The sequence below is a fragment of the Streptomyces sp. NPDC006314 genome (assembly GCF_040613075.1).
Classification (GTDB): Bacteria; Actinomycetota; Actinomycetes; order Streptomycetales; family Streptomycetaceae; genus Streptomyces.
In genome coordinates this window covers 157180-182567 of the sequence record NZ_JBEXRL010000002.1, presented here as the reverse complement: position 1 = coordinate 182567, position 25388 = coordinate 157180, and the positions used below count along the sequence as shown (strand labels likewise).

Here is a 25388-nt window from a genome sequence, read left to right as displayed (position 1 = left end):
TCAGTGTCCTTCGATGGGTCCGTTGTTTTCCTGGGTCTGGCGTCCCCGGCGGGTGCCCGCCGCCCAGGCGGCGGCGACGCTCGGCCGGCCCGGCACGACCGGTGCCTCGGGCGGCGACGGGGGCGTGTTGCGCATCCTGGCCGGGCGTTGACGGACGGTCAGGCCGCTCGCGGTGGTCACGGCAGGCACCGGGGCGGCGGCTTCCCGCGCGGCCGGCAAGGCCGCCGGCCCGGACACGGCGGCCGGCCCGGACACGGCGGCGGGCCCGGACACGGCGGCGGGCCCGGACACGGCGGCGGGGAAGACCAGGAGGCTCTTCGGCAGCACCAGTACGGCCCGTGTCCCCTGGTAGATGTTCGGCGCGGTCAGCTCGACCCGGAAGCCGTAGTTCTCGGCGAGCAGCGAGGCGACCCGCAGGCCCGTCTGCGGGTGTGCGCCGAGTTGTGTGATGTCGTCGCGCTGTTTGCCGGACATGATGTCGCTGGCCCACAGCAGCCGCTCGTCGTCCATCCGCAGGCCGGCGTCGTCGACGATCAGGAAGCAGGCGTGATGGCCTTCCTCGACGGAGACATGCACCCGCGCGGCCGGCGGCGAGTACCGCAGGGCGTTGTCCAGCAGCAACGCCAAGGTGTGCACGACGGCTTCGACCGCCCGGCTCTGCACCGCGACGGTGTCCAACTCGTGGTGCTCCACCCGCTGGTAGCCCTCGATCCGGCCCATCGCCGCGCGGATCACATCGGTCAGGGAGGTGCGTGGCCAACGCCGGGAGAGCTTGTCGCCGGCCAGGACCGCGTAGCCCTGCGCGGTGAGCAGCATCTGCTGCGCGATGTGGTCGATGTGCACCAGGGTCGCGTACGCCTCGTCGTCCTGGTGGGAGCGCACGCCCTGGCTGATCTCCCGGCTCAGCCTGGACGCCCGGGCCACCACGTTGGACGCGAAACTGCGCACGGCGGCCCGGGTGGCCTCCTGCGACTGCCGGCGCGCCTTCGCGATCTCCTGGTCGGCCGAGGCCCGCGTGGTCTCCCGCACCCGCGTCACGGTGGCGGTCACCTGGCCGGTGAGGTCGCGGAGCCGGTCGGCGAGGGCGGTACGCGCCAGTGGCGGGGGCAGGGCGAGGTCGCCGCCGCGGTGCTCGCCGGGCCGGGCGGCGGTACCCAACGCGGGTACGCTCGCGGCCAGTTGCCCCAGGACGTACTCCGCGGCACGCAGCTGCTGGGTGAGCTGCTCGGCCCGGCCCTGGAACTGGTCGGCCCTGCTTCGCTCGCGTCGGTACGAGCGCTGGAAGTGCCAGGTGGTCCCCGCGGCCGCCAGAGCGACCACGGTACTGGCGGCCAGTATCAGATCGGTCATCAAGTCCTCTCCAAGGTGTCCGGCTCGCGAACCGGCCGACGCCGGGTGCCACGACCGGACGAGGTGGTGCCACCGGCTGCCGCCACGGCATCGTTCTGGATGCGGGCATGACAGGCGTAAGCCCGTAAACCTCGCGGACCCGCGATCTGGCGGGTGACGCCGGGGGGTGGAACCGCGGCGAGGCTCTGACCGGCGGTCACGAAGGGGGAGGTGTGCACAGCGGTTGTGCCGGCTACGACGCCGGTGGCCACCACGACGCGGATACGGCCGAGGTGAACGGGCCTGCCGGATAAGGCAGGGAGGGCGGCGGGCACAGTGTCCTCCGGGTACGCGGTCCTGTCGTCCTGCGTCACATCCGCGACGCCCGGTGGCCGTTTCCGGTCTCGCCCGAGCTTATCGGCAAACCAGCAATGTGTTCGACGCTCTCGGCCCGGAACCTGTGAAAGATCGATGACGGCCCGTGATGGCAGGCTCCGGCCCGCCCCAGCCTGTGCGTGTGTGCCCCAAAGGTCCCCGGTGCGAGCGGAGTTGGGGCAGCCGGGCACTCCGGTGGGGGCCGAGCGGGCGTGATCAGCGCCCGCGGTCTCGCCGGGACATGCCCGCGGCGAGCCAGCGGGCGACGTCCCGTGGGTCGGCGGCCGTGCCGGTGACGCGCAGCTCGCGGTGGATCGCGTGGGGCAACTCGGGCCGCCGGAGCAGTGGGCCGGCGGCCGGGTCACCGGCGGCGAGGGCGAGGATGAGGCCGGTCCAGGGCTCGGGGGCTTCCGGGTCGTCGGCCAGGAGGCGGGCGTATGCGTCCGAGGCGGCGGGGTCCCCGGTGACGAGGGCACGGTCGGCAGCGGACGGCTCCAGCCGGCGGCCGTCGGGCGGTCCGCCGAGACTCTGCCGGATCAGGCCGGTACGGGCGTGGGACCAGGACGCGGCGGGGTCCGGGACGACCGAGGACTCGGCGATGTGGCAGTCGGCCGGAGCACCGGCGGCAAAAGCCCTCGCCAGGGCACGGACGTCGTCCGGGGCGGGGGTCAGGTGCCGGATCCGCCAGCCGGTGCGGTGATCGGTGGCGGCGAATTCGGCGAGTGCGGTGATGTCCGGCCGGATCCGGCCGTCCGCCCACCAGGAGGGCAGCCGCGCCGCCATGCCCCGCAGAAAGCGGCGTCCGTGGGCGGTCAGCGCGGGATCGGCACCGAGGGTGCGGACGGCGTCCTGGGTCTGCCGCCTGTGCAGGGCGAACTCGAACTGGGCCACCGGCCGTTCGGCCCGCGGCGCCTGGTCCAGGTACCTGCACCAGAAGTCGGTGATGCCCAGGAACGCGTACGCCCCTTGGAGCAGGCCGCTCAGGGGACGGGGATCGTCCCGCCAGGGGGCGTAGTGCCGTTCGGCTCCGCCGTCCTGCTCCAGCGTCAGGAGGTGGAGCAGCCCGCCCAGTTTGGTGTGCTGGAACTCGTGGACCACGGTGACCGCCAAGGTGGCCGGATCCGGCGGCAGTGACGTCAGCATGCCGCCGAAGGCGTCGCCGGAGGAGGCGCTGACGACCACCCCGGTCTTGGCCGGTCGTACCGGTGTGACGGTGCGCAGTCCCTCCGCGACGGCGGCGGCCATGCATGGGTCGCTGCGGGTGAGCAGGGTCATCGCGTGGCCGAACCGCTCCCGCCAGCGGGCGATCTCCTCCTTGTCGAGGCGTTCCGCGGGCAGAGGTTCACCGAGGTCCCGGTAGGGGTCGATATCGTCCAGCCAGACCCTTGCCGGCCGCCCCGCCGCATCCGCCCGCAGCCTGCGCAGTGCCTGCCATCCCGGAGCGTCGCCGTCGGGCGCCCCGGGCGGCTCGGGCGGGCCCACGCGTGCGCCGTACGGGTCGACCCGCAGCCGGCCCGCCTCCACCACCACCTCCGCCGTCCCCCAGCGCGGGCGGCCCGATAAGCGGGCCAGGCCCAGGGTGGGGAACATCGCGGCGCCGTCACGCAACGGCACGGTGGTGCGCAACGGCAGCCCCGCTCGCAGCGCGGCGACGGAGCACACCGCGTACAGATGGCCGAGGTCGGTCCACAGTGGCCCGTCGCCCCAGGCCGTGCGGGACAGCCGCCGCAGACCGTGCCCCAGCCAGATGCCGATCTGGGGGTGGAGCAGCAGGTCCTGAAAGTCGTCCGGAGCATGCTCCTGGACCGCCGTGAGGATGTCCCACGCGCTGTCCACGGGTGGCAGCGGGCCCAGCGCGCCGGGGGTCGCGGCGATGGTGTCGAGCAGGGTTCTCAGCAGCAGAAGCCGCCTGCTGTACTCGGTCGTCCGCAGGAAACGGATCGTCTCGGGACCGCCCCGGCCCGCGGCCAGGTCGCGGAAATACGCCGAGGGTACGAGGTGGTGCGCGGCACGGGCGGGGCCGGAACGTCCGTCTGTGTGCACGGGTCTCCTCCCCGGGGAACGGTCAGTCAGCCCGTCCGGGTTGCGTATCGCCACCGGAGAAGTTGACCCGTGGCCGCTCGACCTGACGCAGCAACCTGGTCAGTGAGCGCGCGTAGACATCCGGGTTCTGCGACCGAAGGGTGGAGAGTGGGATGTCGCTGAGATCGACCAGTTCGGATCCCATGAACTCCGCGGACGTATCCATGCGACATCCCCCTGACAACGTCCTGCATCCCGATGACTTCATGATGACGCATCGCGGAAGTGTTCGGGAAGAGCGTGATCAGCCGGTCAGGCGCCCGGTTCCGGCGTCAGCCAGCGGGCCGCCCAGTCCTTCAGCTCTCGTTGCTCCGGCGAGCCCGGCTCGACCAGGGCGACCGCCTCGACCAGGGCGGCCAGACCCCCCGGATAGCGGCGGCAGGTACGGACGATGCTGATGATGTCGGGACGCGGCGCCCCCAGCCGGGGAACGGCGCCGGACAGGTCGGCGGGCAGCATGCCGAGCACGAGCTGACGCTGGTCCCGGTCCGTCATGCCGGGCCACCCCGCCAGAAGGTTGATCAGCTCGCTCAGGGCCGCGTCCGGCACCGCTTCCTCCCGGCGCCGTGCGGCGGGGAAGGTCAGGTGGCGTACGTCGCTGGTCCAGGACCGGTACCAGAGGGAGGTGGGCCGCTGGGCTCCCTCGGTGAACTGCCCGATCACGGTCTCCGCGACCGCGCTCATGCCGGGTGGCCAGTCCGCGCCGTCCGCGGCGGCCAGGGCGGCGAGCGCGGCCCGGGAGAACGCCCCGGTCTGCCGCGTGGGGTCGTTGACCGCCCGCTGCCCCGGGCCGGAGGCCAGCAGGACGAACTGTTCCCGGCCCGGCAGCCGGTCGCCGCCCGGGGGGAGTTCGGCGGGCAGCGAGCGGGCGAAGCCGAGGTCCTCGACGAAGGTCTGGCAGGAGTCCACCAGCCAGATCTGGCGCCGGAAACCGGGCAGCAGATCGGTGGTGAAGGCGTTCAGCCAGGCGTCCAGGTCCAGGTTCCGCTTGTCGTCGTCGGCGGCGTCGGCGTAGAAGAGCCTGCGGTGGCCCTGCGGGTCGGTGACGCCATGGCCGCCCCAGAACACCCAGAGCAGATCGCCGTCCAGCGTGGGCAGCCGGCGCGTCAGCACCTCCTGCACCGCCTCCCGCCCGGCGGCGCCCGCGGTGACGTCGACCTCCGGTCCGCCGGCTCCGGGCAGCGGATCGAGCAGCAGGAAGATATGGGCCGCGGGCACTCCGCACCCGCGCAGCCAGGAGGTGAAGCGGCGGGCATCGGCGGCGGGGCCCGACAGGTCCCAGGACGGCCCGGCGGCATACCGTTCCACGCCGACGACGACGGCGTATGTACGGTCCGGGCGGGCGGCGGCGGTCACGGCAGCTCCTCCGCGAGGAGGCGGTACAGCTCCGGATTGCTCCAGTAGGCGCTGTGGGAGAGGGGGAAGGGCTGCCGGCCGTCGACGGCGATGTCGTGGACCCGGCCGGGGAAGACCCCGGCGCCGACATAACTGAGCAGGTCCCGCCGGTCGTACACGTTCAGCCAGCGCGGTACGTGCGCGGGCAGCGGGGTGCCGTGTTCCAGGCTGGGCAGCGCGCCCAGCTCGTACAGGAACGGCGCCTGCGAGCCGACGGTCACCAGCAGCGTGACCTCCGGCAGCGGGCGCAGCACCAGCAGGTCCAGCGAGGCGATGCCGCCGAGGCTGTGCGCGAGCAGGACGACCGGCGGTTCGGCCGTCCTCACCGCCTTTGTGACGGCCTCGCGGATCGCGGCGCCCCGGGCCAGGTAGAGCAGCACGTCACCGGCCGCCGGATGGGCCGCGTCGGTGAGTGCGGAGCGCCGTTTCACCGCCTGGGCGGAGGCCAGCCCGAGCGCCAGCCGTCCGGCCAGCCGCTTGACCCGGCGGGTCACCGGGCCGCGGTGCGTTCCGGGCGCGTCCGCACCGGGGGCGGTCCCGGGGAGCAGCGCGACGATCCGGGCGACCGCCTCGTCGCGGGCCGTGCCGTCGAAGGCCGGTGCCGGTCCCTCCCTCCCGGCCCGCCGGCGTACCGACTCGGCCACGAACGCTCTGGCCAGCGCGTCCGCCTCGTCATCCGCGGCGGGAGCACGCAGGAAGCGCCGGCAGTCGGGTGCGGTGAGTACGGCGGCCACGGCGGCGGGGAAGTCCTCCCCGATCCCCGCGGCGTCCAGCAGCCGGCGCAGGTGGGCGTCCCGGGTGAGCGCCAGGGCCGCCGTGGAGAGGGCCTCGCCCGGCGGCCGCGTACCCGGTGCCAGTTCGGCCCGGGCGGTGGTTTCCGTGGTGAGCAGGCGCAGTTCGAGCAGCGGGTCGAGATAAAGAAGCCCCCAGAACTCGATGTCCGTGTCGAGTTCGTCGTCCCCCGTATCGGGAGCGCCCGCTTCCGGTATGCCACGCCGGGTCGCGTACCCCGGTACGGAGATACCGTTCGAATGAAGCACCGATCCTGCGGTTCCCGCCCAATAGCAGGAAGTTATGCGGATTTCAGGCCGTAACGGCCGGAAACCCTCCTTTATGCGTTCCAGAGTTTCGCTCAATCCTGGCTCGCGTACTCCCGTGCCGTGTACGAATAACACCGTCGTCACCGCTGACCCCCCGCTCATGGCGGCATATACCAAGTGCACTCAACAATAGGCTGTCCACCGAAGGCCCGGCTACACTCCGTACAGACAGTGCCACAGTGGGCGGCACGTGCCGGAAGGGGGCTGCCGGTGAGCACCGACTCCTTGGTCACGCACGTCGTCGCGGCTCTCGCGGTGGTGATCGCGGCCTCCCACGCCCTGGGCGCGGCGGCCCGCAAGCTCGGTCAGCCGTCGGTGATCGGGCAGTTATTCGCAGGCATCGCACTCGGTCCCAGCCTGCTGGGTCTGGCACCGGGGCGGGTTTACGAAACCCTCTTCCCGGAGCAGATCCAGCCCATTCTGACCGCCCTGGCACAAGTGGCGCTGGTGTTCTTTCTCTTCGCGGTCGGCTATGAACTGGACCTGCGTCTACTGCGCGGTCAAGGTGCGGTGACCGCCGTCTCCCTGGGCGGGTTCGCGATTCCCATGCTGATGGGCGCCGGAGTCGTCCTGCTCTTCCCCGGCGGATTCACCTCCGCCAACGGCGGGCATCCGGTCGATGCCACATTAACCCTCTATATGGCGGTCGCCCTGTCCATCACGGCGGTTCCCGTGCTGGCCAGCATCATCAGGGACCAGGGGCTGGCCGGCAGCAGGCCGGGCACGATCGCCATGGCCTCCGCCGGTGTCATCGACGCGCTGAGCTGGCCGGTGCTGGCCGTGGTGCTGGTGGGTGGTGCGCACGGCTCGGCGCAGACCTGGACCGTCAGGGTGGCGCTGCTGGCCGTGTACATGCTGGTGATGCTCTTCGCCGTACGGCCCCTGCTGGTGTGGTGGACTCACCGACCCGGCGCCCTGATGGCCAATCATGTCCCCGTCGCCGTCGCCGTGGCGCTCGGATCGGCCGGTGCCACCAGCGCGCTCGGGCTGCATGTGATCTTCGGCGCCCTACTGGCCGGGATCATCATGCCCCGCCAGCGCGACGGTGTTCCGGACAACCAGTTGTTGCGCCCGCTCCAGGAGACCGGCGGCCTGTTGCTGCCGGTGTTCTTCACGCTCTCCGGGATGGCGGTCGAGCTCGGCGGACTGCGCATGTCCGACCTGCTGCTCCTGGTGGTGATATGTGCCGCCGCGATCGTGGGGAAGGTGGCCGCCGGCTCGCTGTCGGCCCGCGTCGCCCGCGTGCCCTGGCGTGATTCGCTGGTGATCGGCGTGCTGCTCAACACCCGCGGGCTGACCGAACTCATCGTCCTGAACGTCGGCTTGCGGGCCGGGGTGATCGGCGAGCGGCTCTACGCGCTGCTGGTCGTCATGGCGCTCCTCACCACAGCGGCCACCGGACCGTTGCTCGCGCTGCTGCGCCGTCCGGCCGGCACATCACCGGCCGGACATACCGGCATCCGGACCGGTGCGCAGAAGGCGGCGCCGGACATCCGGCCCGGACCGGATCCGGGCCAGCCCCCCACCGCCGACGCCGAACCGGCACCCCAGCCGTAGCGCCACTGCCGTGTCGAGCCGGCCGGAGAGGCTTCCGGCCGGCCGGAGGAGCTAGAAGGGCACCGGGGCGATGTCGACCTCGGCCCGCTGGCTGCTGGCGGCGGCGGCGGTCGCCGGGTGGCTTTCGCCGAGCGTGCGGCGGAAGCGCATCAGGGTCTCGGTGTGCAAAGCCGTGGCCTCGTCCTCGCGGCCCAGCGCGCGCAGGTCGAGGACCACGTTGTTGGCGCAGGCGAGAGTGGTCGGGTGGTCCTCGCCGTGGTTCCGGGTCAGGACCTCCAGGGCCTGCCGGTCCAGTTCCAGGGCTTCCGCATGACGCTCGTGGGCGCTGTGCTGGGTGGCCATACCGATGACGGTGGTCAGGGTGAGGATGTGCTCGTCGCCCAGCGACTCGCGCAGGCCCGGCAGCGCCGCGGCGAGGTGTTCCCCGGCGGCGTCGAGGTCTCCCAGATGGCGCAGGGTGATGGCCACGTTCGTACGGGCCGACAAGGTGTAGGGATGGGCGCTGCCGAGCTTCGCCGCGTAGCGGGCGATGGTGGCCTCGCCCAGTTCCCGGGAGCGCCTCAACTGGCCGTCCTGCCGGAGGTCGTTGACCAGGTTGGCCGCGCAGGCGACGGCGTCCGGGTGGTCGGCGCCGTAGCGGCTCTCGAACTTCGACAACGCCAGTTCCCCGAGTCGCAGCGCCCCGTCGTGGTCCCCCGCGCGCCGGCGGCACACCGCCAGAACGCGGGCGCAGCTGACGCTGGCGGGGTTGTCCTCGCCGTAGTTGTCGACATAGCGGGCGTAGACGTCCTCCTGATGGACGACGGCTCCCGGGTAGTCGCCGCTCTCGCGCATGTCGATGGACAGTCCGCTGAGGGTGCTCAGGGTGTCGAGGTGGTTCTCGCCGAGCGTGAGAGCGCGCAGCCGGGCCGTCTCCGTGTCGTATTCCCGTGCCTCCTTGTACAGGCCCATCAGCCGCAGGCCGACGCCCAGGCTGTGGGCCGCGCGGAGCGTGGCCGGGTCGTCCTCCCCGAAGGCCCGCAGTGAGCGTTCGTAGACCGACCGGTTGATGTCCAGCGCCCGCGCCATCTCTGCCCTCAACCGCAGGCCGCTGCACAGCTGGATGAGGGCGTCGAGGGTGCCCTCGTCGTCCTCGCCCGCGATCCGGATGTAGATGTCGGCGGTGCGCTGCATCATCTCGGCGGCTTCGCGGTACTCACCGAGCACGCGCAGGATGAAGGCCAGCCACTTGGCCATCTCCAGCGTCTGCTGGTCCTCGGCGCCGTACTTCTCGGTCCAGATCTCCAGTGCCTCGCGGGCCATCGACGCCGCGCCGTCGTGGTCGCCCCAGATGTAGAGGAACTCCACGATGCCTCGTACCAGGCAGCGCACCCAGGGCGACTCGCATTCCACGGCCCGTGACACCACCACGTGCGGCAGCAGCGCCTGGTACCGCGGCCAGAGTTCCCGCGAGCCGGGGCTGTTGGGGTTTGCGTCGGCGAGGAGCAGGTGCGCACCGTGCCGCATGTCCGCCTGCTGCTGCGGGGACATGCGGTTGACCAGCACCGCCTGGACGAGACGGTGCAGCTGGATGGTGTCGTGCCGGTGCTCGATACGGGCCAGGGCGTAGACGTTGATCTCGCGGATGGCCCGGCCGAGTTTGATCGGGTCGCGCAGAGCCGCGTCCAGTTCGGGGGCGATGGTGGTGCTCCGCGCGTTGTTGAACAGGCTCCGGGAGATCGGCTCGGGAGCGAAGAAGGAGGAGACCTGGAGGAGCTGGAGCGCCGTGGGGTTGCGCTGCTCGAGCTGGCGCAGCGAGACGTCCCAGGCCGCGGCCACCGACATGGGATAGTCCGGCGAGGGAACGAGTTCGAGCATCAGCTCGGCGATCTTCTCGTTGATCAGCCGCAGGTACTCCGGCACGGACATCCCGGTGACCGCCTGCCAGGCCGCCGCCTGCTCGATGGCGAGCGGCAGGTCGCCCAGGGCCTCGGCGAGCCGGTCGGCGTCGCCGTCGCTCAGGTCGCGGGCACGGCGGCGGAGCAGTGCCTTGCTCTCCTCGCGGGTGAAGACGTCGACGGACAGCGTCCTGGCCACCCGGTCCCACTCCTGGTTGCGGGAGGTGATGAGGATCTTCCCGGTGCCGCCGGTCGGGAAGTAGGGACGTACGGCCTCGACGTTCTCCGCGTTGTCGAACACCAGGAGCCATCGGTCGTACGGATGGCCGCGGCGCAGTGCCTCGCGGACCGCGGGGACGGCCCGGTTGGCTTCGCTGCTCACGTTCAGGCCGAGCTGGTGGGCGAGTTCGGTGAGGGCGGTGAGGATCATCGTGGGCTGTTCGGACGGGATCCACCACACGACGTCGTACTCGGACGCATACCGGTACACGTATTCGATGGCGATCTGCGACTTTCCGACACCGCCCATGCCGTGCAGGGCGTGCGGCAGCACGGCAGAGGTGTCGCCGGTCACCAGCTGCTCCCGTACTTGCGCGAGCAGATCCTCCCGTCCGACGAAATTGGGGTTGTTCGGGGGGATGTTGCCCCAGACGGCAGGCACGGAGGTGCGCGGCTGGAGCTGGGAGGATCGCTGTGCGGCCGGGCCCGGGACCTGTGTGCCATGAGATGAGGACTCCGCGCCCGGCCGCCCGTCGGAGTTCGGGACCGGGATCCCCTTGACCGGGGTCCTGTTCGGGGTGGACCCGTCTTCACGCTGATGCTGATGGGCAGTGGTGTCGGTCATGTTCAGGCCGTCCGTGTCGGAATTTATGTGTTCATTACTGACATCGTGGACTATCCGCTCCTTGTTCCGCGTGATCGACGCTCCAGGCAGAGCCCCTTCCAGAGCTGCGCTGATCCGTCGGGCGCGGAGCAGGTAAGGCCCTGAGAGGGCACGGAGAACGGCCAGTTCCACGCGCACGAACGGCAGGCTCTCCGCCGTCACCGGAGGATCAGGCACCTCTTCCGGGGCGAGCAGTGCGCCGTGCAACCGACGGGCCGCCTCGAAACGGTCACCGTAGAAATCGGACACCGAACTCACCACCCGGGCGGTGTCCGCGCGCATGGCGGCGGACAGCAACTCCTCGCGCGCGCCGTCGACGAAGTCCAGGGGGATGCGGGAGTCGTCACCCTGCGGTTCGCCGGGCGGCGTCTGCTCGAGCAGACCGCTCAGGAACAGCTCGGCGAGATGAACCGGTTGGGCTTCCGGCACCAGCTTGCGCTGTACGTCCCGCACCAGGCGGGGTTCGAGGATCGCGGCGGCCAGATGGGTGGCCAGCCGGAAAGCGGTGGGTGTGGCGTGGCTGCGAAAGCGCCGGATGCGCTCCCGCACCGAGGGCGCCGGAGGTGTGAACGGGGGCTCGGAGACATCCGGTCCGGGCCGGTCCGCAACGCCCAGCAGCAGCACGGAGGCGTCGACCCAGCCGGACTCCTCACCGGCCACGAGACCGGCCCACCGGCCCAGCCAGTCGGCGTCCAGCTCCAGCACGGGGACGGCCACCGTCCACTTGTCGGGTGGCGGGTCGAACGGGTCGCGCTGCTCCGCCGGGAAGTCCACGGACAGTTCGGTGTTGCGGGCCCCCACGCGCGGGCTGTGCAGCCGCACCCGACGGGGCACCAGGGCGGTGCGGTGCCAGTCCCGCTGGGACAGCAGATGCACCACCGCCACCGGCCCGGCCGCCGACCATAGCTGCAACGCCCTCCGGCCGGCCCCGGTCCGCCACAACGGCCCCAGGCCGTCGGTGAGTACCAGGATGATCCGGCGGCCCGTCTGGTCCACCAGCTCGCCGGGCACACCGATGGGGTCGTCGTCCCCGTACGGGCCGAGCAGCACCGCTTCCCCGTCCTCGTGGCCCTCGCGCGGGCCCAGCCGGCGCACCCGCACATCACGGAAGGCCCCCAGCTGCTCCGCCACGGCGGTGAACTCCGTGATCGTCTGCTGCCAGATCACCATGGTCGGGTGATCGTCCACCACCAGCACCAGATCGAAGCGGCGTTCGTCCGCCGACCGGATGTAGGGCAGCCAGAGGCCGTCCTCGGCGGCGTGCTCGGCGGTGGCCTCCTCGTCCAGTTCGATGTCGAACGCCGAGGGCACCAACTGTTTCAGCGGCCGCAGCCGGCGGCTGATCTCCGGCGCGTCGCGCAGATCCGGCCCTGGCGCGGCCTCCTCGGCCCGGAGGTACGCGACCTGGAACTCCCGCTCGGGCCCGGGCACGGACACCGCCGATGCCGCGGACAGCAGCCGCAACGGCACCCGGGCCGGGCCGCCCGGCGGTGACGGCTCCGGCCGCGCGTCACCGGCCCCCTCGTCCGTCGCGCGGTCCGCCGTTCCGGCTGCCGCGCGGTCGGCCCCCGTTTGGTCCGTCCCCGCGTGGTCTGCCGTCGCGCCGGGCACGTCGTCGGGCACGGCCGCGCCCGTCGGGAACCACCCTGGCGCTTCAAGCGGTCCGGAGAGCCCTGACAGCGTCGGCGGCCGGGGCTGTGGCGGACGGGCGGACGAGGGCAGCCGGGCCGCCATCGTCTGGTACGCGTGCAGCCACAGCGCCTCCGCCAGCTCGAAGGGTTCCGGGTACGGACGCGGGTCCTCACCCATCAGGGCGCCCCCGACAGTTCACGCCACAGAGCGTCCAGCAGCGCTTCCCAGGACTCGTCTTCCTCACGGACGCCGGCCGTCCGCAGGAAGACGGCGTTCAGCAACTGGTCCGTGGCCAGTCCCCCGTTCTCCCGGCTGCGCTCCACGAACGCGCGGATCAGGGCGTCGTGCCGGCCGTCCTGGTCCCGGAAGTGGGCCGCGATCATCGCGGCGAGCTGTTCCTCGCGCGGCGGTGAGACATTCAGCCTGACGCAGCGGCGGAGGAAGGCCGGCGGGAACTGCCGTTCTCCGTTGCTGGTGATGACGACGAACGGGAAGGCCCGGCACCGTACCCGGCCGTCGGTCACGGTGACCGTGCCGTCCGGGTCGTCCGTGAACACCTGCGCGTGCCTCTCCCACTGACGGGCGCGGACCAGCTCCGGGATGTCATACGAGCCGTTCTCCAGCACGTGCAGGAGGTCACTGGGCAGATCGATGTCGCTCTTGTCCAGCTCGTCGATGAGCAGAACGCGGGGCAGCTCGTACGGCAGGAGCGCGGTGCCCAGGGGGCCCAGCCGCACGAAGTCCCCGATCCGTGGTCCCCCGCCGCTGCCGCCGTCCGCGGCCGGCTCGGCTGTGCCGCCGGGGGTGCCCGGTACTCCGGGCGGCATCGGGGCACCGGCCGGGCCACGCCCGAGGGAGGCCTGGGCCCGGCCGATGGCGTCGTACTCGTACAGACCGGAGCGCAGGGTGCTCCGGGAGGTGATTCCCCAGTGCAGTACGCGGCCGAGGCCCAGCTCGCGCGCGACGAGGTAGGCCAGCGTCGACTTGCCGATGCCGGGCCGGCCCGTCACGAGTAGCGGACGGCGCAGCAGCAGGGCCGTGTTGATCATGTCGATGTCATGCGTGTTCTGCCGGGGGGTGGCGCGGCCCAGGGCACCGAGCCGGCGGTCGGTCTCGGAGCTCTCGGCGGGCACGGGCGGCAGAACCGGGCCGCCGTCGAAGTTCCTCCAGGCCGGCGGCGGGGGCAGTATGTCGGCGAGGCGGATGTCGGTCAACGGCTGCCCGGTGCCTCGGTAGATCCACCAGCTGCGGCTGCTGACGGGCCCTCCCTTCCCGGTGCTGTGGACCGGGTGATGGACACCGCTCATGAATCCCCCTCGGCGTTGTGTCCGCCACGCGCGCTCCCGGGGTCCGTCCCTGGGGATGACCAGTCGACGATGCGGTTCGGGTCGTCGAAGAGAACCGCGAGATGGCGGCCTGCGTGCGCATCCCGTTGCGACGCGGCGGCGGTGGCCGCCTCGTTCCGCAACTTCTGGACTCGCTCCGGCAGTTCGATGGCCTTTCCTTTGATCAGCTTTTTGACCCGTCTCTTGAACTCACCCGGTGGCGTCGGCCGGCGGTCCCAGACCGCCAGGGGCACCCCGGCGCGCAGGGCGGCCTCCAGCGAGGCCTGGCTGCCGCCGGGTCCCGGCAGCGGAGGCGCGTTGAGCGCGACGGAGACCAGCCGCTCGTCGGCGGTCAGCCTGCTGGTCCACTGGACGGGGTCGTGGCCGCGCCGGCCGGTGGTGTCCCAGTGGCAGACGATGCCGGCGTCGTCCATCATCTGCTGCCAGCGGTTGTGCCACCGCCGGTGGAACTCTCGGGCCCGCATGCGCTCAAGGCTGCGGAGCACCACCGGATAACTCAGGCACAGGGCGGTCGCGGAGGGGGACTGCGAGGCCATCGGCAGCCACTCCATCGGTTGGTTCAGCAGATGGAAGGGCAGGACGAACTCCAGCACCGGCCGGCCGGGGCGGCCGGCCCACTCCTTCTCGGCGCGGACGACCAGCCGCTCGACGGTGGCCTCCACGTCGCTCAGGGCCACGATCTGGTCCTCTCCCCGCTCCGGCCGCCAGGGGCCCGGACGTATCTGATGCCAGTACGACAGCAGATACCGGTCCGGGCTCATCCCGTGTCTGCTCAGCTGGATAACGAGGCAGGCGGGAGCCGGTTGTGCCGCCGGGCCCTGAGCGATCTCCGCGCGCAACGCCTTGAGCTGCGCACCCAGGCCGAGCTTGGCGGCCTGGGCGTCGTTCCAGTCGCGCAGGCCGTCGGCGACGGGCCGGTGGACGTCGGACTCCTCGAGCGCCGCGAGCACGTGCTCGACCAGTGCCATCACGGGGAGCAGGCCGTCGGCGCGGGCGTTGACCCCGGCGAGGAGGTCGAAGGCCTCCCCAAGGGTGGACACCCGCTGGTCCCGGAGCGTCAGGTCACCGGCCGCCGCGTACAGCACACCCCGCACGTCGAGATGACGGACACGGGCCAACAGCGAGTGCGCCTCCCGTAACTCGGCTTCGGACAGGACCGCCAGCACCGGGGAGGCGACGACGAGTTCCCGCATCCTGAGCACGGGAGGCGAATGGGGCGCGTAGTCGTGCAGGGTGGCGAGCAGCTCGGGCAGCCCGCGAGGCTCCTGCAGGCATGCGCGGACGATCTCCAGCATCTCGAGCCGCGTCCGGCCGTGCCGCCGGATGTCGCCTAACTCGGGTAACCGGCTCGCCAGCATACTGATCAAGAGATCGCGCCCCTCCGGTGCATCGAGTCCCGTCACCGCGCACATCTGATCAACCAGCTCACGCTCGAGTCCTGGCGTGTGACCGCCATTTCCTTCGCTGTACAAACGTCCCCCCGTCTCGGCCGCGGCCTCCCCAACTCCTCGTCGGAGCGGGGTGGTCGGGCTTCGCCGCCCTGTGCCCAGGGTATGGCGCCGGCCTGACACGTCGCCACCCTGCGCAGCGGCCGGATGCCACCCGGTGACCGCGATCTGCCCGGGGGAGCCGGCGCACCGGCTCCGGCCCCGACGCGGGTGGACGCCGCCTTCAAGGTCCCCGGCAAGGGGTGTGGGCTGGTCGGGCCGGGTGGTGTCCGGGCGTGAACACTGCTCCACCACGACCGTGACTTCGAGGCGATCGCCCGTGCGACCGGACAGCCCGTACGCATGATCGGCCTCAGGGAATCAGAAGCGCCGTCCGGCACGCAGTGAGCGGGCGCCGGGACCGCACCCGCTTCACAGCCCGTACCGGTCGAGGATGGTCATCAGCTTGCGCCTGCGTTTCAGTTCCGTCCGCAGGCCGGCGAGATATGCGGTGAACGGGTCCTCGGTCCCCAGGGCACGATGGCACTCACGTGCACCCAGCAGCAGCCGTGCCAGGTGCTCGTAGGCGCGGTCGCCGGTCGGCTCCTTCGATCGCTCGACCAGCCGCAGGTACACGCCGAGCGCCTCGGCCGGGCACATCTCGCGCGACAGGTCGGCGAGTCGCTCCCACTGCCGGTCGTCCGCGCGGCCGGCCGCCTCACGCCAGGCGGCGTCCAGGTCGCCGTCGTCGAGCAACGCGTCGATCAGCACCGGCCCGCCGTATCGGCCGCCCTGCTCACGACGGGCGTCCTCCTCCAAGGTGGCCAGCGCCGCCGCGCGCTCGGCCTCCCAGCAGTCCGCAGCCCGGGCGGCGGAACGCAGCTGCCGGTAGGCGGCCAGGGACCGCTCGTGACGGAACCGGTCCCGGCGCACCGCGACCGCGTCGGCCGCCCGCCCCGCCTTCGCGTACCGCACGCACACGTAGTCGACCAGACGGCCGTCGATGTACGTCTCGGTGGCGCAGTCCCGCAGCCCCCGCTCCGCCCAGGCGAGCGCCTCGTCCGCGCGGCCTGCCGATTCCAGTTCCTCGGCGATGAGCAGATGTGTGGCACCGGACGGGTCGAGGTCCTGCGCGTGCAGCGCGACCAGCGCGTCGACCTCGCCTTCCGCCTTGACCAGGCGTTCCATCAGGTACCGCGCCGCCCAGCCGGACGGCCCGCTCCGGAATGCCTCGTTCGCCAGCTGCCGCATGCGGGCCAGTCCGCTCGAGCCCAGGACGTCGGCGTAGTCGAGCGGATCCAGGTCCGTCACGTCATTGCTGTCGTCGAGCACCGTGCCGGCCAGCCACTCTGCCAGCCGCTTCGGATCGGGTCGGGCGACTCGACAGGCCTCCAGATGGGCCTCGGCCACCGCGGCGGCGGCCTGCCCGACCACCCCGTCGGAGTCGTCGATGTCCCCGTAGTCCTTCCCCAGCACCCGGATCGCCTCCTCGGCCAGACCGACCGCCTGCGCCGCCTGCCCGTCGGTGGTCAGGGCGCGCAGCGCGGCCGCCGCCTCGGCCACCTGTCGCCCATACCCCGCGGCATCCGCGTACTCGACGTACCCGTACCGGGCGAACGGCCGTGGATCGATCAGGACCATGATCCGCTCCCGGACCGTACCGAGGTCGGAACGAGCAGCGGCGGCCCGCAGCTCCAAGCGCCGACGCAGCTCCCGGTCCTCGGCAACCTGCTCCCGCACCAGCGCCAGGAGTTCGTCACGTGACAGCGCCGAAAGCCACGCCTCCAAGCCGGAAGTCCGCGCCCGTGCCGCGGCTCGCTGGTGCGGGATGGTCTTCGCCCGCCGCAGCACGGTCAGCCCGACCGCCACACAGTGCTTGCAGAAGTTGCCCTCCTGCCCGTACGGGCAGTCGCACCACCCCGAGAGCCCGTCACCGCCGAGGGTGAGCTGCACCTCGTAGACATCCGTACCGTGCACCACCGCGGTGACCGAGCCCTCCCCCACCTCCAGCCCGCTCACCGCGTCCAGGTACCCCAGCCCTCGCTCGAAGGACCGAGTCCCGGCCAGCGCCCTCACATCGTCCTCGCCGAACCCCACCACTTCCGGTGCCACACCGGTATGCAACCGCGGAAGGCGGGTCGGGGAGTCCCGAAGATCTCAGCCATCCCCCCATGAGGGGCCGCAAGCGATGCTCTCGGTGCCCATCCCGAGCTGAGGCGCGTCGGGCTCGACTGGGGCTGCCTTGTGGACCGATCAAGACTCGTGCCATAGCTACCGGTCCCGGAGAATCGACGACACACACCGGCTCGTGTACAGGCCGACCGACGAGGAGTTGATCGTCGTCCAGGCTCGATACCACTACTGACACGGCCCGAGGAAGCTTCGCCGGTCCCGAAGCGCGCATAACGCTGAGGCGGCGCCCCCAGCACCGCGGCAGCCCAGCGCGCGAGAACACACACGCTGCGGTTCGAGATCCGCACCGCCGAGGTGAGCCCGGCCCACGAGGCGAGCCCGCGCGCCGAGGCGACCGAACGATGCTCTCCGCCTCTGCCAGCGACCTGACGCCACCTGCCGCCTGGCTGTAGGCCCCGCCCGCTTGGACGCCGGTCACTTCATCACCGCAGGTCAGCACAGACGCGTCCCAAGCCCCATGCGTTCACCGAAGCAACGGCCAGCGGGGTGGATCCGTCGCCCCAGAGTCCCGAACCCGGCCACCCGAAGAAACGTTTGCGCAGGTCAGAACGTTTCTCCGACCTGCGCTTGGTGGGGCGGGTGGGACTCGAACCCACGGCCGACGGATTATGAGTCCGCTGCTCTAACCGGCTGAGCTACCGCCCCATAGCGGCGTGTCGCGTACATGTGTGCGCGCCGTCTGCCGCAGCATAGCCGCTCATACGATCTCCTGCTTCGGATGGTCGGCTTCCGCGCTGCTCATGGCCTTGAGGACATCGCCGCAGGCGCGGCGGTTCCCGCGGACATGAAAAAGGACCCCTGAGGGGCCCTCGTTCAGCGTGCTCCCCCGACTGGACTCGAACCAGTAACCTGCCGGTTAACAGCCGGCTGCTCTGCCAATTGAGCTACGGAGGACCGAAGCTCCCCCGACTGGACTCGAACCAGTAACCTGCCGGTTAACAGCCGGCTGCTCTGCCAATTGAGCTACGGAGGATCGCCTCGATTGCATCGAACGTGCCTACCTGGGTATTCGCCAGTGGGCGGGCGCTCGCTGCGACACATACATTAGCGCAAGCAGGGGGGTGCTCCGCCAATCGGTATCCCCTGGCGCCGACGCCGCACCAGAGACCTAGGCAAGGAAAGGGTGGCAGCCATGCGCTACCGGCTCACGTTCGTCGCCGGACTGGCCCTCGGTTACGTACTAGGCACAAGGGCCGGACGCGAGCGCTACGAGCAGCTGAAGAAGTCCGCTCGGCAGATCGCGCAGAACCCCGCCGTCCGCAACACCGCCGAGACCGCCGCCCAGCAGGGCCGCGTGTACGCGGGCAAGGCCTTCCACACGGTCAGCGACAAGGTCGGCGACCGCGTCCCGGCCTCGGTCGCCCAGCGAGTCCGCTCCCTGCGGGAACGCAACATCAACGGAACGGCGGAGGACGACTGGGGCACCAGCAACACGTAGGTGCACTTCTCTCGTGAGGCCCCCTCCCACGGCCCGCACCCGCCGAACGACGGGCGCAGCCCTCCCCCTGAGCGCCCTCGGCCAAAGCCGGCGCGGCGGTACGGCAAAATTCTCGGTATGGGGATAGTCGCCGGGTTGGACAGCTCGCCCGATTTCACTCGCATCGTCGTCTGCGACACGGACACGGGCGCCGTGCTCAGGCAGGGGTATGCCCCGCATCCGGTCGAGGCACGGGACGGCGGGGGCGGACGGCCCAGCGACGTGGATCCGCAGGCCTGGCTGCTGTCCCTGGGCGAGGCCGCGGGGGGCGGCCTGCTGGAAGGCGTGCAGGCCATCGGCGTGTCCGCGCAGCAGAACGCGCTGGTCCCGCTGGACGCCCAGGGCAACACCGTGCGCCCGGCGCTGGTCGGCGGCGACAAGCGGGCGCAGGTCGCGGCCGCCGACCTCGTCGACGCGCTGGGCGGCAGGGAGGCCTGGGCGCAGGCGGTGGGGTGTGTGCCGCAGGCCGCGCAGCCCGTGACCAAGCTGCGCTGGCTCGCCAAGAACGAACCCGAGAACGCGCTGCGGACGGCCGTACTGCTCCAGGCCCATGACTGGCTGGTCTGGCAGCTGCTCGGGCGGCCCGTGCGGCGGACCACCGACCGTGGTGGCGCCTCGGGCACCGGGTACTGGTCCGCGGCCACCGGCGCCTACCGGCCCGACCTGGTCGAGCTGGCCCTCGGGCACCAGACGATGCTGCCCGAGGTGATCGGCCCGGCGGATGCGGCCGGTACGACGCCGGAGGGGCTGCTGATCTCGGCCGGGACCGGGGAGACCATGGCCGCCGCGTTCGGCCTCGGGATCGGGCTCGGGGACGCGGTCGTGTCCCTCGGGGCGTCCGGGTCCGTGATGGCCGTGCACCCGGAGGCGCTCGCCGACCACTCCGGGATGATCACCTCCCTCGCCGACGCCACCGGCATGCACCTGCCGGTCGTCACCACCCTGAACGCGGTGCGGGCCCTGCGCGGCACCGCCGAACTCCTCGGGCTGCCGGACCTGGAGAGCCTGTCCGAGCTGGCGATGAAGTCCACGCCGGGGGCCCATGGGCTGGTGCTGCTCCCCTATCTGGAGGGCGAGCGGACGCCGAATCTGCCGCACACCGCGGGGACGCTCGCCGGGCTGCGACGCGAGTCGATGAAGCCCGAGCATCTGGCGCGGGCGGCGTTCGAGGGCATGCTGTGCGGGCTCGCCGACGCGCTGGACGTGCTGCGCGGGCGGGGCGTGGAGGTGCGGCGGATCTTCCTGCTCGGGCCGGCCGCCGAGTTGTCCGCCGTGCAGGCCGCGGCGCCGTCGCTGTTCGGCACGCAGGTCGTCGTACCGCAGCCCGCGGACTACGCGGCGATCGGCGCGGCCCGGCAGGCCGCATGGGCGCTCGGGGTGTCGCAGGGCGGACGCGACCCGCGCACCCCGCCGGCCTGGCAGGGCGCGGCGGCGCAGGTGCTGGAGCCGGGCGACGAACTGGCGGTGGGGCAGGCGGTGCGGCAGCAGTTCACGGCGGTGCGGGAGCAGACCCACCCCGGGGCCTTCCACCTGTAACGCCGAGGACCGCCGGCCCGTGAGCGTGCCGCTGGTCGGGTTAATCGCTTGAGGTAACGCGGGTGGAGTGTTCAACGATAGGGGCAGGGGCACACCCCGCCCCTACCGCCGACTCCGAGAGACGTAGCGTGCTCATACGACTTCTACGGACCTATCTCAGGCCCTATAAGAAACCCATCGCCTTCCTGGTGGCGCTGCAGTTCCTGCAGACCTGCGCCACCCTCTACCTGCCCACGCTGAACGCCGACATCATCGACAACGGTGTCGTGAAGGGCGACACGGGTTACATCCTGTCCTTCGGCGCCCTGATGATCGGCATCTCGCTGGCGCAGGTCGTGTGCAACATCGGTGCCGTGTACTACGGTGCCCGGACCGCCTCGGCGCTCGGCCGGGACGTGCGCGGCGCGGTCTTCGACCGGGTGCAGTCCTTCTCCGCCCGTGAGGTGGGTCACTTCGGGGCGCCCTCGCTCATCACCCGTACGACGAACGACGTACAGCAGGTCCAGATGCTGGCCCTGATGACGTTCACCCTGATGGTGTCGGCGCCCATCATGTGTGTCGGCGGTATCGTGCTCGCCCTCGGGCTGGACGTGCCGCTGTCCGCGGTGCTCGTCGCGGTCGTCCCGGTGCTCGGCATCTCTGTGACGCTGATCGTGCGGCGGCTGCGGCCGCTGTTCCGCACCATGCAGGTCCGGCTCGACACGGTGAACCGGGTGCTGCGCGAGCAGATCACCGGCAACCGGGTGATCCGCGCCTTCGTCCGGGACGAGTACGAGCAGGGCCGGTTCGGGAGGGCCAACGGCGAGCTGACCGAGATGCAGCTGGCCACCGGCCGGATGCTCGCGCTGATGTTCCCGATCGTCATGACAGTGGTGAACGTGTCGTCGATCGCGGTCGTGTGGTTCGGTGCCCATCGGATCGACAGCGGCGGGATGGCGATCGGTGATCTGACCGCGTTCCTGGCCTATCTGATGCAGATTGTCATGTCTGTGATGATGGCCACGTTCATGTTCATGATGGTGCCGCGCGCCGAGGTGTGTGCCGAGCGCATCCAGGAGGTTCTGGAGACCGACTCCAGCGTGGTGCCGCCGGTGGCGCCGGTCACCGAGCTGCGCCGGCACGGGCACCTGGAGATCCGGGGCGCGGGCTTCCGCTATCCGGGTGCCGAGGAACCGGTGCTGAAGTCCATCGACCTGGAGGCCCGGCCGGGTGAGACGACGGCCGTGATCGGCTCCACCGGCAGCGGCAAGTCGACGCTGCTCGGGCTCGTCCCCAGGCTGTTCGACGCCACCGAGGGCGAGGTGCTGGTCAACGGCGTGGACGTGCGGAACGTCGGCCCGGAGCTGCTGGCGCGGACGGTCGGGCTCGTGCCGCAGAGGCCGTACCTGTTCGCGGGCACGGTCGCCACCAACCTCCGCTACGGCAATCCGGACGCCACCGACGAGGAGCTGTGGCACGCGCTGGAGGTGGCACAGGCGGGGAACTTCGTGCGAAAGCTGGAGGGCGGGCTCGACGCCCCGATCGCGCAGGGCGGCACGAACGTGTCGGGCGGTCAGCGGCAGCGTCTCGCCATCGCCCGCACGCTGGTGCAGCGCCCGGAGATCTACCTCTTCGACGACTCCTTCTCCGCTCTCGACTACGCCACGGACGCGGCGCTGCGCGGCGCGCTCGCCGAGGAGACCGCCGAGGCGACCGTCGTCATCGTCGCCCAGCGGGTGGCGACCATCCGGGACGCCGACCGGATCATCGTGCTGGACGAGGGCCGGGTCGTCGGCTTCGGCCGGCATCACGAGCTGATGGCATCCAACGAGACCTACCGGGAGATCGTGCTCTCCCAGCTGACGGAAGCGGAGGCCGCCTGATGGCCGGGCCCATGGGACGCATGATGGCCGGGGGCGGCCCGGACCAGCGCTCGATGGACTTCAAGGGATCGGGCAAGCGGCTCATCGCCCAGTTCAAGCCCGAACGGCTCACCCTCTACGGCCTGCTGTTCTGTACGGTCGCCAGCGTGGGCCTGACCGTGATCGGCCCGAAGATCCTCGGCAAGGCCACCGACCTGGTCTTCGCGGGCATCATCGGCCGGCAGATGCCGGCCGGGGCCAGCAAGGAGCAGGTGCTCCGGTCGATGCACGAGCGCGGCCAGGGGCAGATCGCGGACATGCTGAAGAGCACCGACTTCACCCCCGGCAAGGGCATCGACTTCGGTGCCGTCGGGAGCGTCCTGCTGTTCGCGCTCTGTACGTTCCTGGTCGCCGGCCTGCTGATGGCGGTCGCGACCAGGCTGACCAACCGGGCCGTGAACCGGACGATGTACCGGCTGCGGGAGGCCGTACAGGGGAAGCTGTCGCGGCTGCCGCTGTCGTACTTCGACAAGCGCCAGCGCGGCGAGGTGCTGTCCCGCGCCACCAACGACATCGACAACATCGGGCAGACGCTCCAGCAGTCGATGGGCCAGCTGATCAACTCGCTGCTGACCATCGTCGGCGTGCTCGTGATGATGTTCTACGTCTCCTGGATCCTCGCGCTGGTCGCCCTCGCCACCGTGCCGCTGTCGTTCGTGGTGGCCACCCGGGTCGGCAAGCGGTCGCAGCCGCACTTCGTGCAGCAGTGGCGCTCCACCGGCAAGCTCAACGCGCACGTGGAGGAGATGTACACCGGGCACACCCTGGTGAAGGTGTTCGGGCGGCAGGAGGAGTCGGCGAGGCAGTTCGCCGAGCAGAACGAGGCGCTGTACGAGGCAGGGTTCAAGGCGCAGTTCAACAGCGGTGTGATGCAGCCGCTGATGATGTTCGTATCGAACATCAATTACGTGCTGGTCGCGGTCGTCGGCGGCCTCAGGGTCGCGTCCGGCACCCTGTCCATCGGCGATGTCCAGGCGTTCATCCAGTACTCGCGGCAGTTCTCCATGCCGCTGACGCAGGTCGCGTCGATGGCGAACCTCGTGCAGTCCGGTGTCGCCTCGGCCGAGCGGATCTTCGAACTCCTGGACGCGGAGGAGCAGGAGGCGGATCCGGTACCGGGCGAGCGGCCGCAGGAACTGCGCGGGCGGGTGCGGCTCGAGCAGGTGGCGTTCCGGTACGACCCGGAGAAGCCGCTGATCGAGGACCTGTCGCTCACCGTGGAACCGGGGGAAACGGTCGCCATCGTCGGCCCGACCGGCGCGGGCAAGACCACGCTGGTCAACCTGCTGATGCGGTTCTACGACGTCTCCGGCGGGCGGATCACCCTCGACGGGGTGGACATCCGGAAGATGACCCGGGACGAACTCCGGTCCGGGATCGGCATGGTGCTCCAGGACACCTGGCTGTTCGGCGGCACCATCGCTGAGAACATCGCGTACGGCGCCGCGCGGGAGGTCACCCGGGGCGAGATCGAGGAGGCCGCGCGGGCCGCGCACGCCGACCGGTTCATCCGGACCCTGCCCGACGGGTACGACACCGTGATCGACGACGAGGGCACGGGTGTCAGCGCCGGTGAGAAGCAGCTCATCACCATCGCACGGGCGTTCCTGTCCGATCCGGTGATCCTGGTGCTGGACGAGGCGACGAGTTCCGTGGACACCCGCACCGAGGTGCTGATCCAGAAGGCGATGGCCAAGCTGGCGGCCGGGCGGACGTCGTTCGTGATCGCGCACCGGCTGTCGACGATCCGGGACGCGGACACGATCCTCGTGATGGAGAACGGGTCCATCGTCGAACAGGGAGCGCACACGGAGCTGTTGGCGGCCGACGGGCCGTACGCGCGGCTGTACAAGGCGCAGTTCGCGCAGGCTGTGGCCGAGGTGGACTAGGCACGGGGGGCCGCCGGCCGGCGGCCCCCTCTCAGTCCAGGTAACCCCTCAGCTGGTCCGCGAAAGCGTGGTCCCTGAGTTTGTTCAGGGTCTTCGACTCGATCTGGCGTATCCGCTCCCGAGTGACGCCGAACAGGCGGCCTATGTCCTCCAGGGTGCGGGGGCGGCCGTCGATGAGGCCGTAGCGGAGCTGGACGACCTTGCGCTCGCGCTCGCCCAGCGTGGACAGGACCGCTTCCAGGTGTTCCTTGAGCAGGAGGAACGCGGCGGACTCGACGGGGCTCGCCGCGTCGCCGTCCTCGATGAGGTCGCCGAGGGCCACGTCGTCCTCCTCGCCGACCGGAGCGTGGAGCGAGACCGGCTCCTGGGCGAGGCGCAGGACCTCGCCGATCCGCTCCGGCGGCAGGTCCAGATGGGCGGCGACCTCTTCGGGAGTCGGCTCGTGGCCCCGCTCCTGCAGCATGCGGCGCTGGACGCGGACGACCCGGTTGATCAGTTCCACGACGTGGACCGGGACGCGGATGGTGCGGGCCTGGTCGGCCAGGGCCCGTGACATGGCCTGGCGGATCCACCAGGTGGCGTAGGTGGAGAACTTGTAGCCGCGCGCGTAGTCGAACTTCTCCACCGCGCGGATCAGGCCGAGGTTGCCCTCCTGGACGAGGTCGAGCATGGTCAGGCCGCGGCCGACGTACCGCTTGGCGACGGAGACCACGAGCCGCAGGTTGGCCTCGATGAGCCGGCGCTTGGCCATCCGGCCCATGACCACGAGCCGGTCCAGCTCGCTCGCCAACCGGCTGTCCAGATCCGGGGTGTTGCTCAGCTTCTCCTCGGCGAACAGGCCGGCCTCGACCCGGCGGGCGAGTTCGACCTCCTCGGCGGCGGTGAGCAGCGGGATGCGGCCGATCTCGCGCAGGTACTGGCGGAACAGATCGGCCGAAGGGCCGCCGGACTCGGCGCGGGCGGCGGCCGGCGCCCCGGCGGGCTCGGCGGCCTCCTCGATCCCCCCGGACCCGTCGGGCTCCTGGGGGTCCTCCGCGAGCGCCTCGGCGGGCGGTTCCCCCGGCTCGCCGGGCATCGCTTCCGGGTGCAGGGCGGCACGGCCCTGCGGGGGCACGGCCATGAGGACGTCCGGCTCCGCGTCCGGCTCCTCCGCGGGGGTGCCGGTGCTGCTGTCGGTCTGGGTGAGGGTCTGGGTCTGCACGGGGGCGACCTCCAGGATGATCGCTGCTGAAGGTGTGCGGCAGCGGTACTTCGGGAGCGGAGAGTCGACGGCCTGCGCTCCGAGGACTCGGGCACCGACCCCAGTGTGGAGTACGACACATCCCCGCCACGAGGGGCGTGCGGTGACTTTTTGCGTCCGGTCCGTGACGGGCTGGTGATCTGGCCCGG

Annotated in this window: 13 protein-coding genes, 3 tRNA genes and 2 pseudogenes; 6 read left to right on the top strand and 12 right to left on the bottom strand. The window is 71.3% G+C overall.

Annotation, left to right across the window (positions count from 1 at the left end; genetic code table 11):
* From ABZ079_RS03895 to ABZ079_RS03880, 4 genes are all read right to left on the bottom strand, one after another.
* Window positions 1-1350, bottom strand: a complete 1350-nt coding sequence (locus tag ABZ079_RS03895) for an ATP-binding protein (protein WP_356937790.1) — start codon at window positions 1348-1350, stop codon at window positions 1-3.
* A gap of 570 nt (window positions 1351-1920) precedes the next feature.
* Window positions 1921-3747: an HEXXH motif domain-containing protein gene (locus tag ABZ079_RS03890; protein ID WP_356937789.1), complete on the bottom strand. Its 1827-nt coding sequence runs from the start codon at window positions 3745-3747 to the stop codon at window positions 1921-1923.
* 291 nt (window positions 3748-4038) lie between these two features.
* Window positions 4039-5142 (bottom strand): caspase family protein, encoded by a 1104-nt coding sequence (locus ABZ079_RS03885; protein ID WP_356937788.1) that lies wholly within the window; start codon window positions 5140-5142, stop codon window positions 4039-4041.
* Window positions 5139-6221, bottom strand: a complete 1083-nt coding sequence (locus ABZ079_RS03880; protein ID WP_356937787.1) for a hypothetical protein — start codon at window positions 6219-6221, stop codon at window positions 5139-5141. Before ABZ079_RS03880 ends, ABZ079_RS03885 begins: the two co-directional genes overlap by 4 nt.
* 270 nt (window positions 6222-6491) lie before the next feature.
* Between ABZ079_RS03880 and ABZ079_RS03875 the strand changes: the two genes are divergently transcribed.
* A complete protein-coding gene (locus tag ABZ079_RS03875; RefSeq protein WP_356937786.1) occupies window positions 6492-7838 on the top strand; it encodes a cation:proton antiporter in 1347 nt (448 codons plus the stop codon).
* A gap of 51 nt (window positions 7839-7889) precedes the next feature.
* Here the strand turns inward: ABZ079_RS03875 and fxsT are convergent, their stop codons facing one another.
* From fxsT to ABZ079_RS03855, 4 genes are all read right to left on the bottom strand, one after another.
* Window positions 7890-12407, bottom strand: a complete 4518-nt coding sequence (gene fxsT / locus ABZ079_RS03870; RefSeq protein WP_356937785.1) for an FxSxx-COOH system tetratricopeptide repeat protein — start codon at window positions 12405-12407, stop codon at window positions 7890-7892.
* Window positions 12407-13537: a MoxR family ATPase gene (locus tag ABZ079_RS03865; RefSeq protein WP_356937784.1), complete on the bottom strand. Its 1131-nt coding sequence runs from the start codon at window positions 13535-13537 to the stop codon at window positions 12407-12409. Before ABZ079_RS03865 ends, fxsT begins: the two co-directional genes overlap by 1 nt.
* Complete coding sequence (locus ABZ079_RS03860; RefSeq protein WP_356937783.1) at window positions 13534-14988, bottom strand: hypothetical protein; 1455 nt, start codon at window positions 14986-14988, stop codon at window positions 13534-13536. The genes ABZ079_RS03865 and ABZ079_RS03860 overlap by 4 nt, the downstream gene beginning before the upstream one ends.
* Window positions 14989-15435: 447 nt before the next feature.
* A complete protein-coding gene (locus tag ABZ079_RS03855; RefSeq protein ID WP_356937782.1) occupies window positions 15436-17115 on the bottom strand; it encodes an SWIM zinc finger family protein in 1680 nt (559 codons plus the stop codon).
* A 160-nt stretch (window positions 17116-17275) separates the two neighbouring features.
* Between ABZ079_RS03855 and ABZ079_RS03850 the strand changes: the two are divergent.
* A pseudogene (locus ABZ079_RS03850) lies at window positions 17276-17368 on the top strand (type II toxin-antitoxin system YoeB family toxin); the annotation flags it as partial.
* Window positions 17369-17764: 396 nt separating this feature from the next.
* Here the strand turns inward: ABZ079_RS03850 and ABZ079_RS03845 are convergent.
* From ABZ079_RS03845 to ABZ079_RS03835, 3 genes are all read right to left on the bottom strand, one after another.
* Window positions 17765-17841, bottom strand: a tRNA-Ile gene (locus ABZ079_RS03845).
* A 176-nt stretch (window positions 17842-18017) separates the two neighbouring features.
* Window positions 18018-18090 (bottom strand) — tRNA-Asn (locus ABZ079_RS03840).
* A 6-nt stretch (window positions 18091-18096) separates the two neighbouring features.
* Window positions 18097-18169 (bottom strand) — tRNA-Asn (locus ABZ079_RS03835).
* 159 nt (window positions 18170-18328) lie between these two features.
* Here ABZ079_RS03835 and ABZ079_RS03830 point away from each other — a divergent pair.
* The 4 genes from ABZ079_RS03830 to ABZ079_RS03815 all read left to right on the top strand — a co-directional run bounded on the left by ABZ079_RS03830 (window position 18329) and on the right by ABZ079_RS03815 (window position 23999).
* Window positions 18329-18634, top strand: coding sequence for a YtxH domain-containing protein (locus ABZ079_RS03830; RefSeq protein ID WP_356937781.1), 306 nt, complete (start codon window positions 18329-18331; stop codon window positions 18632-18634).
* A gap of 117 nt (window positions 18635-18751) precedes the next feature.
* On the top strand, window positions 18752-20209 hold the full coding sequence (locus ABZ079_RS03825; RefSeq protein WP_356937780.1) for an FGGY family carbohydrate kinase: 1458 nt from the start codon (window positions 18752-18754) through the stop codon (window positions 20207-20209).
* Window positions 20210-20337: 128 nt separating this feature from the next.
* The gene (locus ABZ079_RS03820; RefSeq protein WP_356937779.1) at window positions 20338-22071 is read left to right on the top strand and encodes an ABC transporter ATP-binding protein; all 1734 of its coding nucleotides are present in this window, start codon (window positions 20338-20340) and stop codon (window positions 22069-22071) included.
* A complete protein-coding gene (locus ABZ079_RS03815) occupies window positions 22071-23999 on the top strand; it encodes an ABC transporter ATP-binding protein (protein WP_356937778.1) in 1929 nt (642 codons plus the stop codon). Before ABZ079_RS03820 ends, ABZ079_RS03815 begins: the two co-directional genes overlap by 1 nt.
* Before the next feature lie 31 nt (window positions 24000-24030).
* On the opposite strand, the pseudogene ABZ079_RS03810 reads toward ABZ079_RS03815, so the two are convergent.
* Window positions 24031-25321, bottom strand: a pseudogene (locus tag ABZ079_RS03810) (sigma-70 family RNA polymerase sigma factor).
* Between the last annotated feature and the right edge of the window lie 67 nt (window positions 25322-25388).

Excerpts from the sequence above, each read along its gene's own strand:
- ABZ079_RS03895 (WP_356937790.1), bottom strand. The coding sequence starts at position 1,350 with ATGACCGATCTGATACTGGCCGCCAGTACCGTGGTCGCTCTGGCGGCC.
- ABZ079_RS03815 (WP_356937778.1), top strand. The coding sequence starts at position 22,071 with ATGGCCGGGCCCATGGGACGCATGATGGCCGGGGGCGGCCCGGACCAG.
- ABZ079_RS03860 (WP_356937783.1), bottom strand. The coding sequence starts at position 14,988 with ATGTGCGCGGTGACGGGACTCGATGCACCGGAGGGGCGCGATCTCTTG.
- ABZ079_RS03865 (WP_356937784.1), bottom strand. The coding sequence starts at position 13,537 with ATGAGCGGTGTCCATCACCCGGTCCACAGCACCGGGAAGGGAGGGCCC.
- ABZ079_RS03830 (WP_356937781.1), top strand. The coding sequence starts at position 18,329 with ATGCGCTACCGGCTCACGTTCGTCGCCGGACTGGCCCTCGGTTACGTA.
- ABZ079_RS03825 (WP_356937780.1), top strand. The coding sequence starts at position 18,752 with ATGGGGATAGTCGCCGGGTTGGACAGCTCGCCCGATTTCACTCGCATC.
- fxsT (WP_356937785.1), bottom strand. The coding sequence starts at position 12,407 with ATGGGTGAGGACCCGCGTCCGTACCCGGAACCCTTCGAGCTGGCGGAG.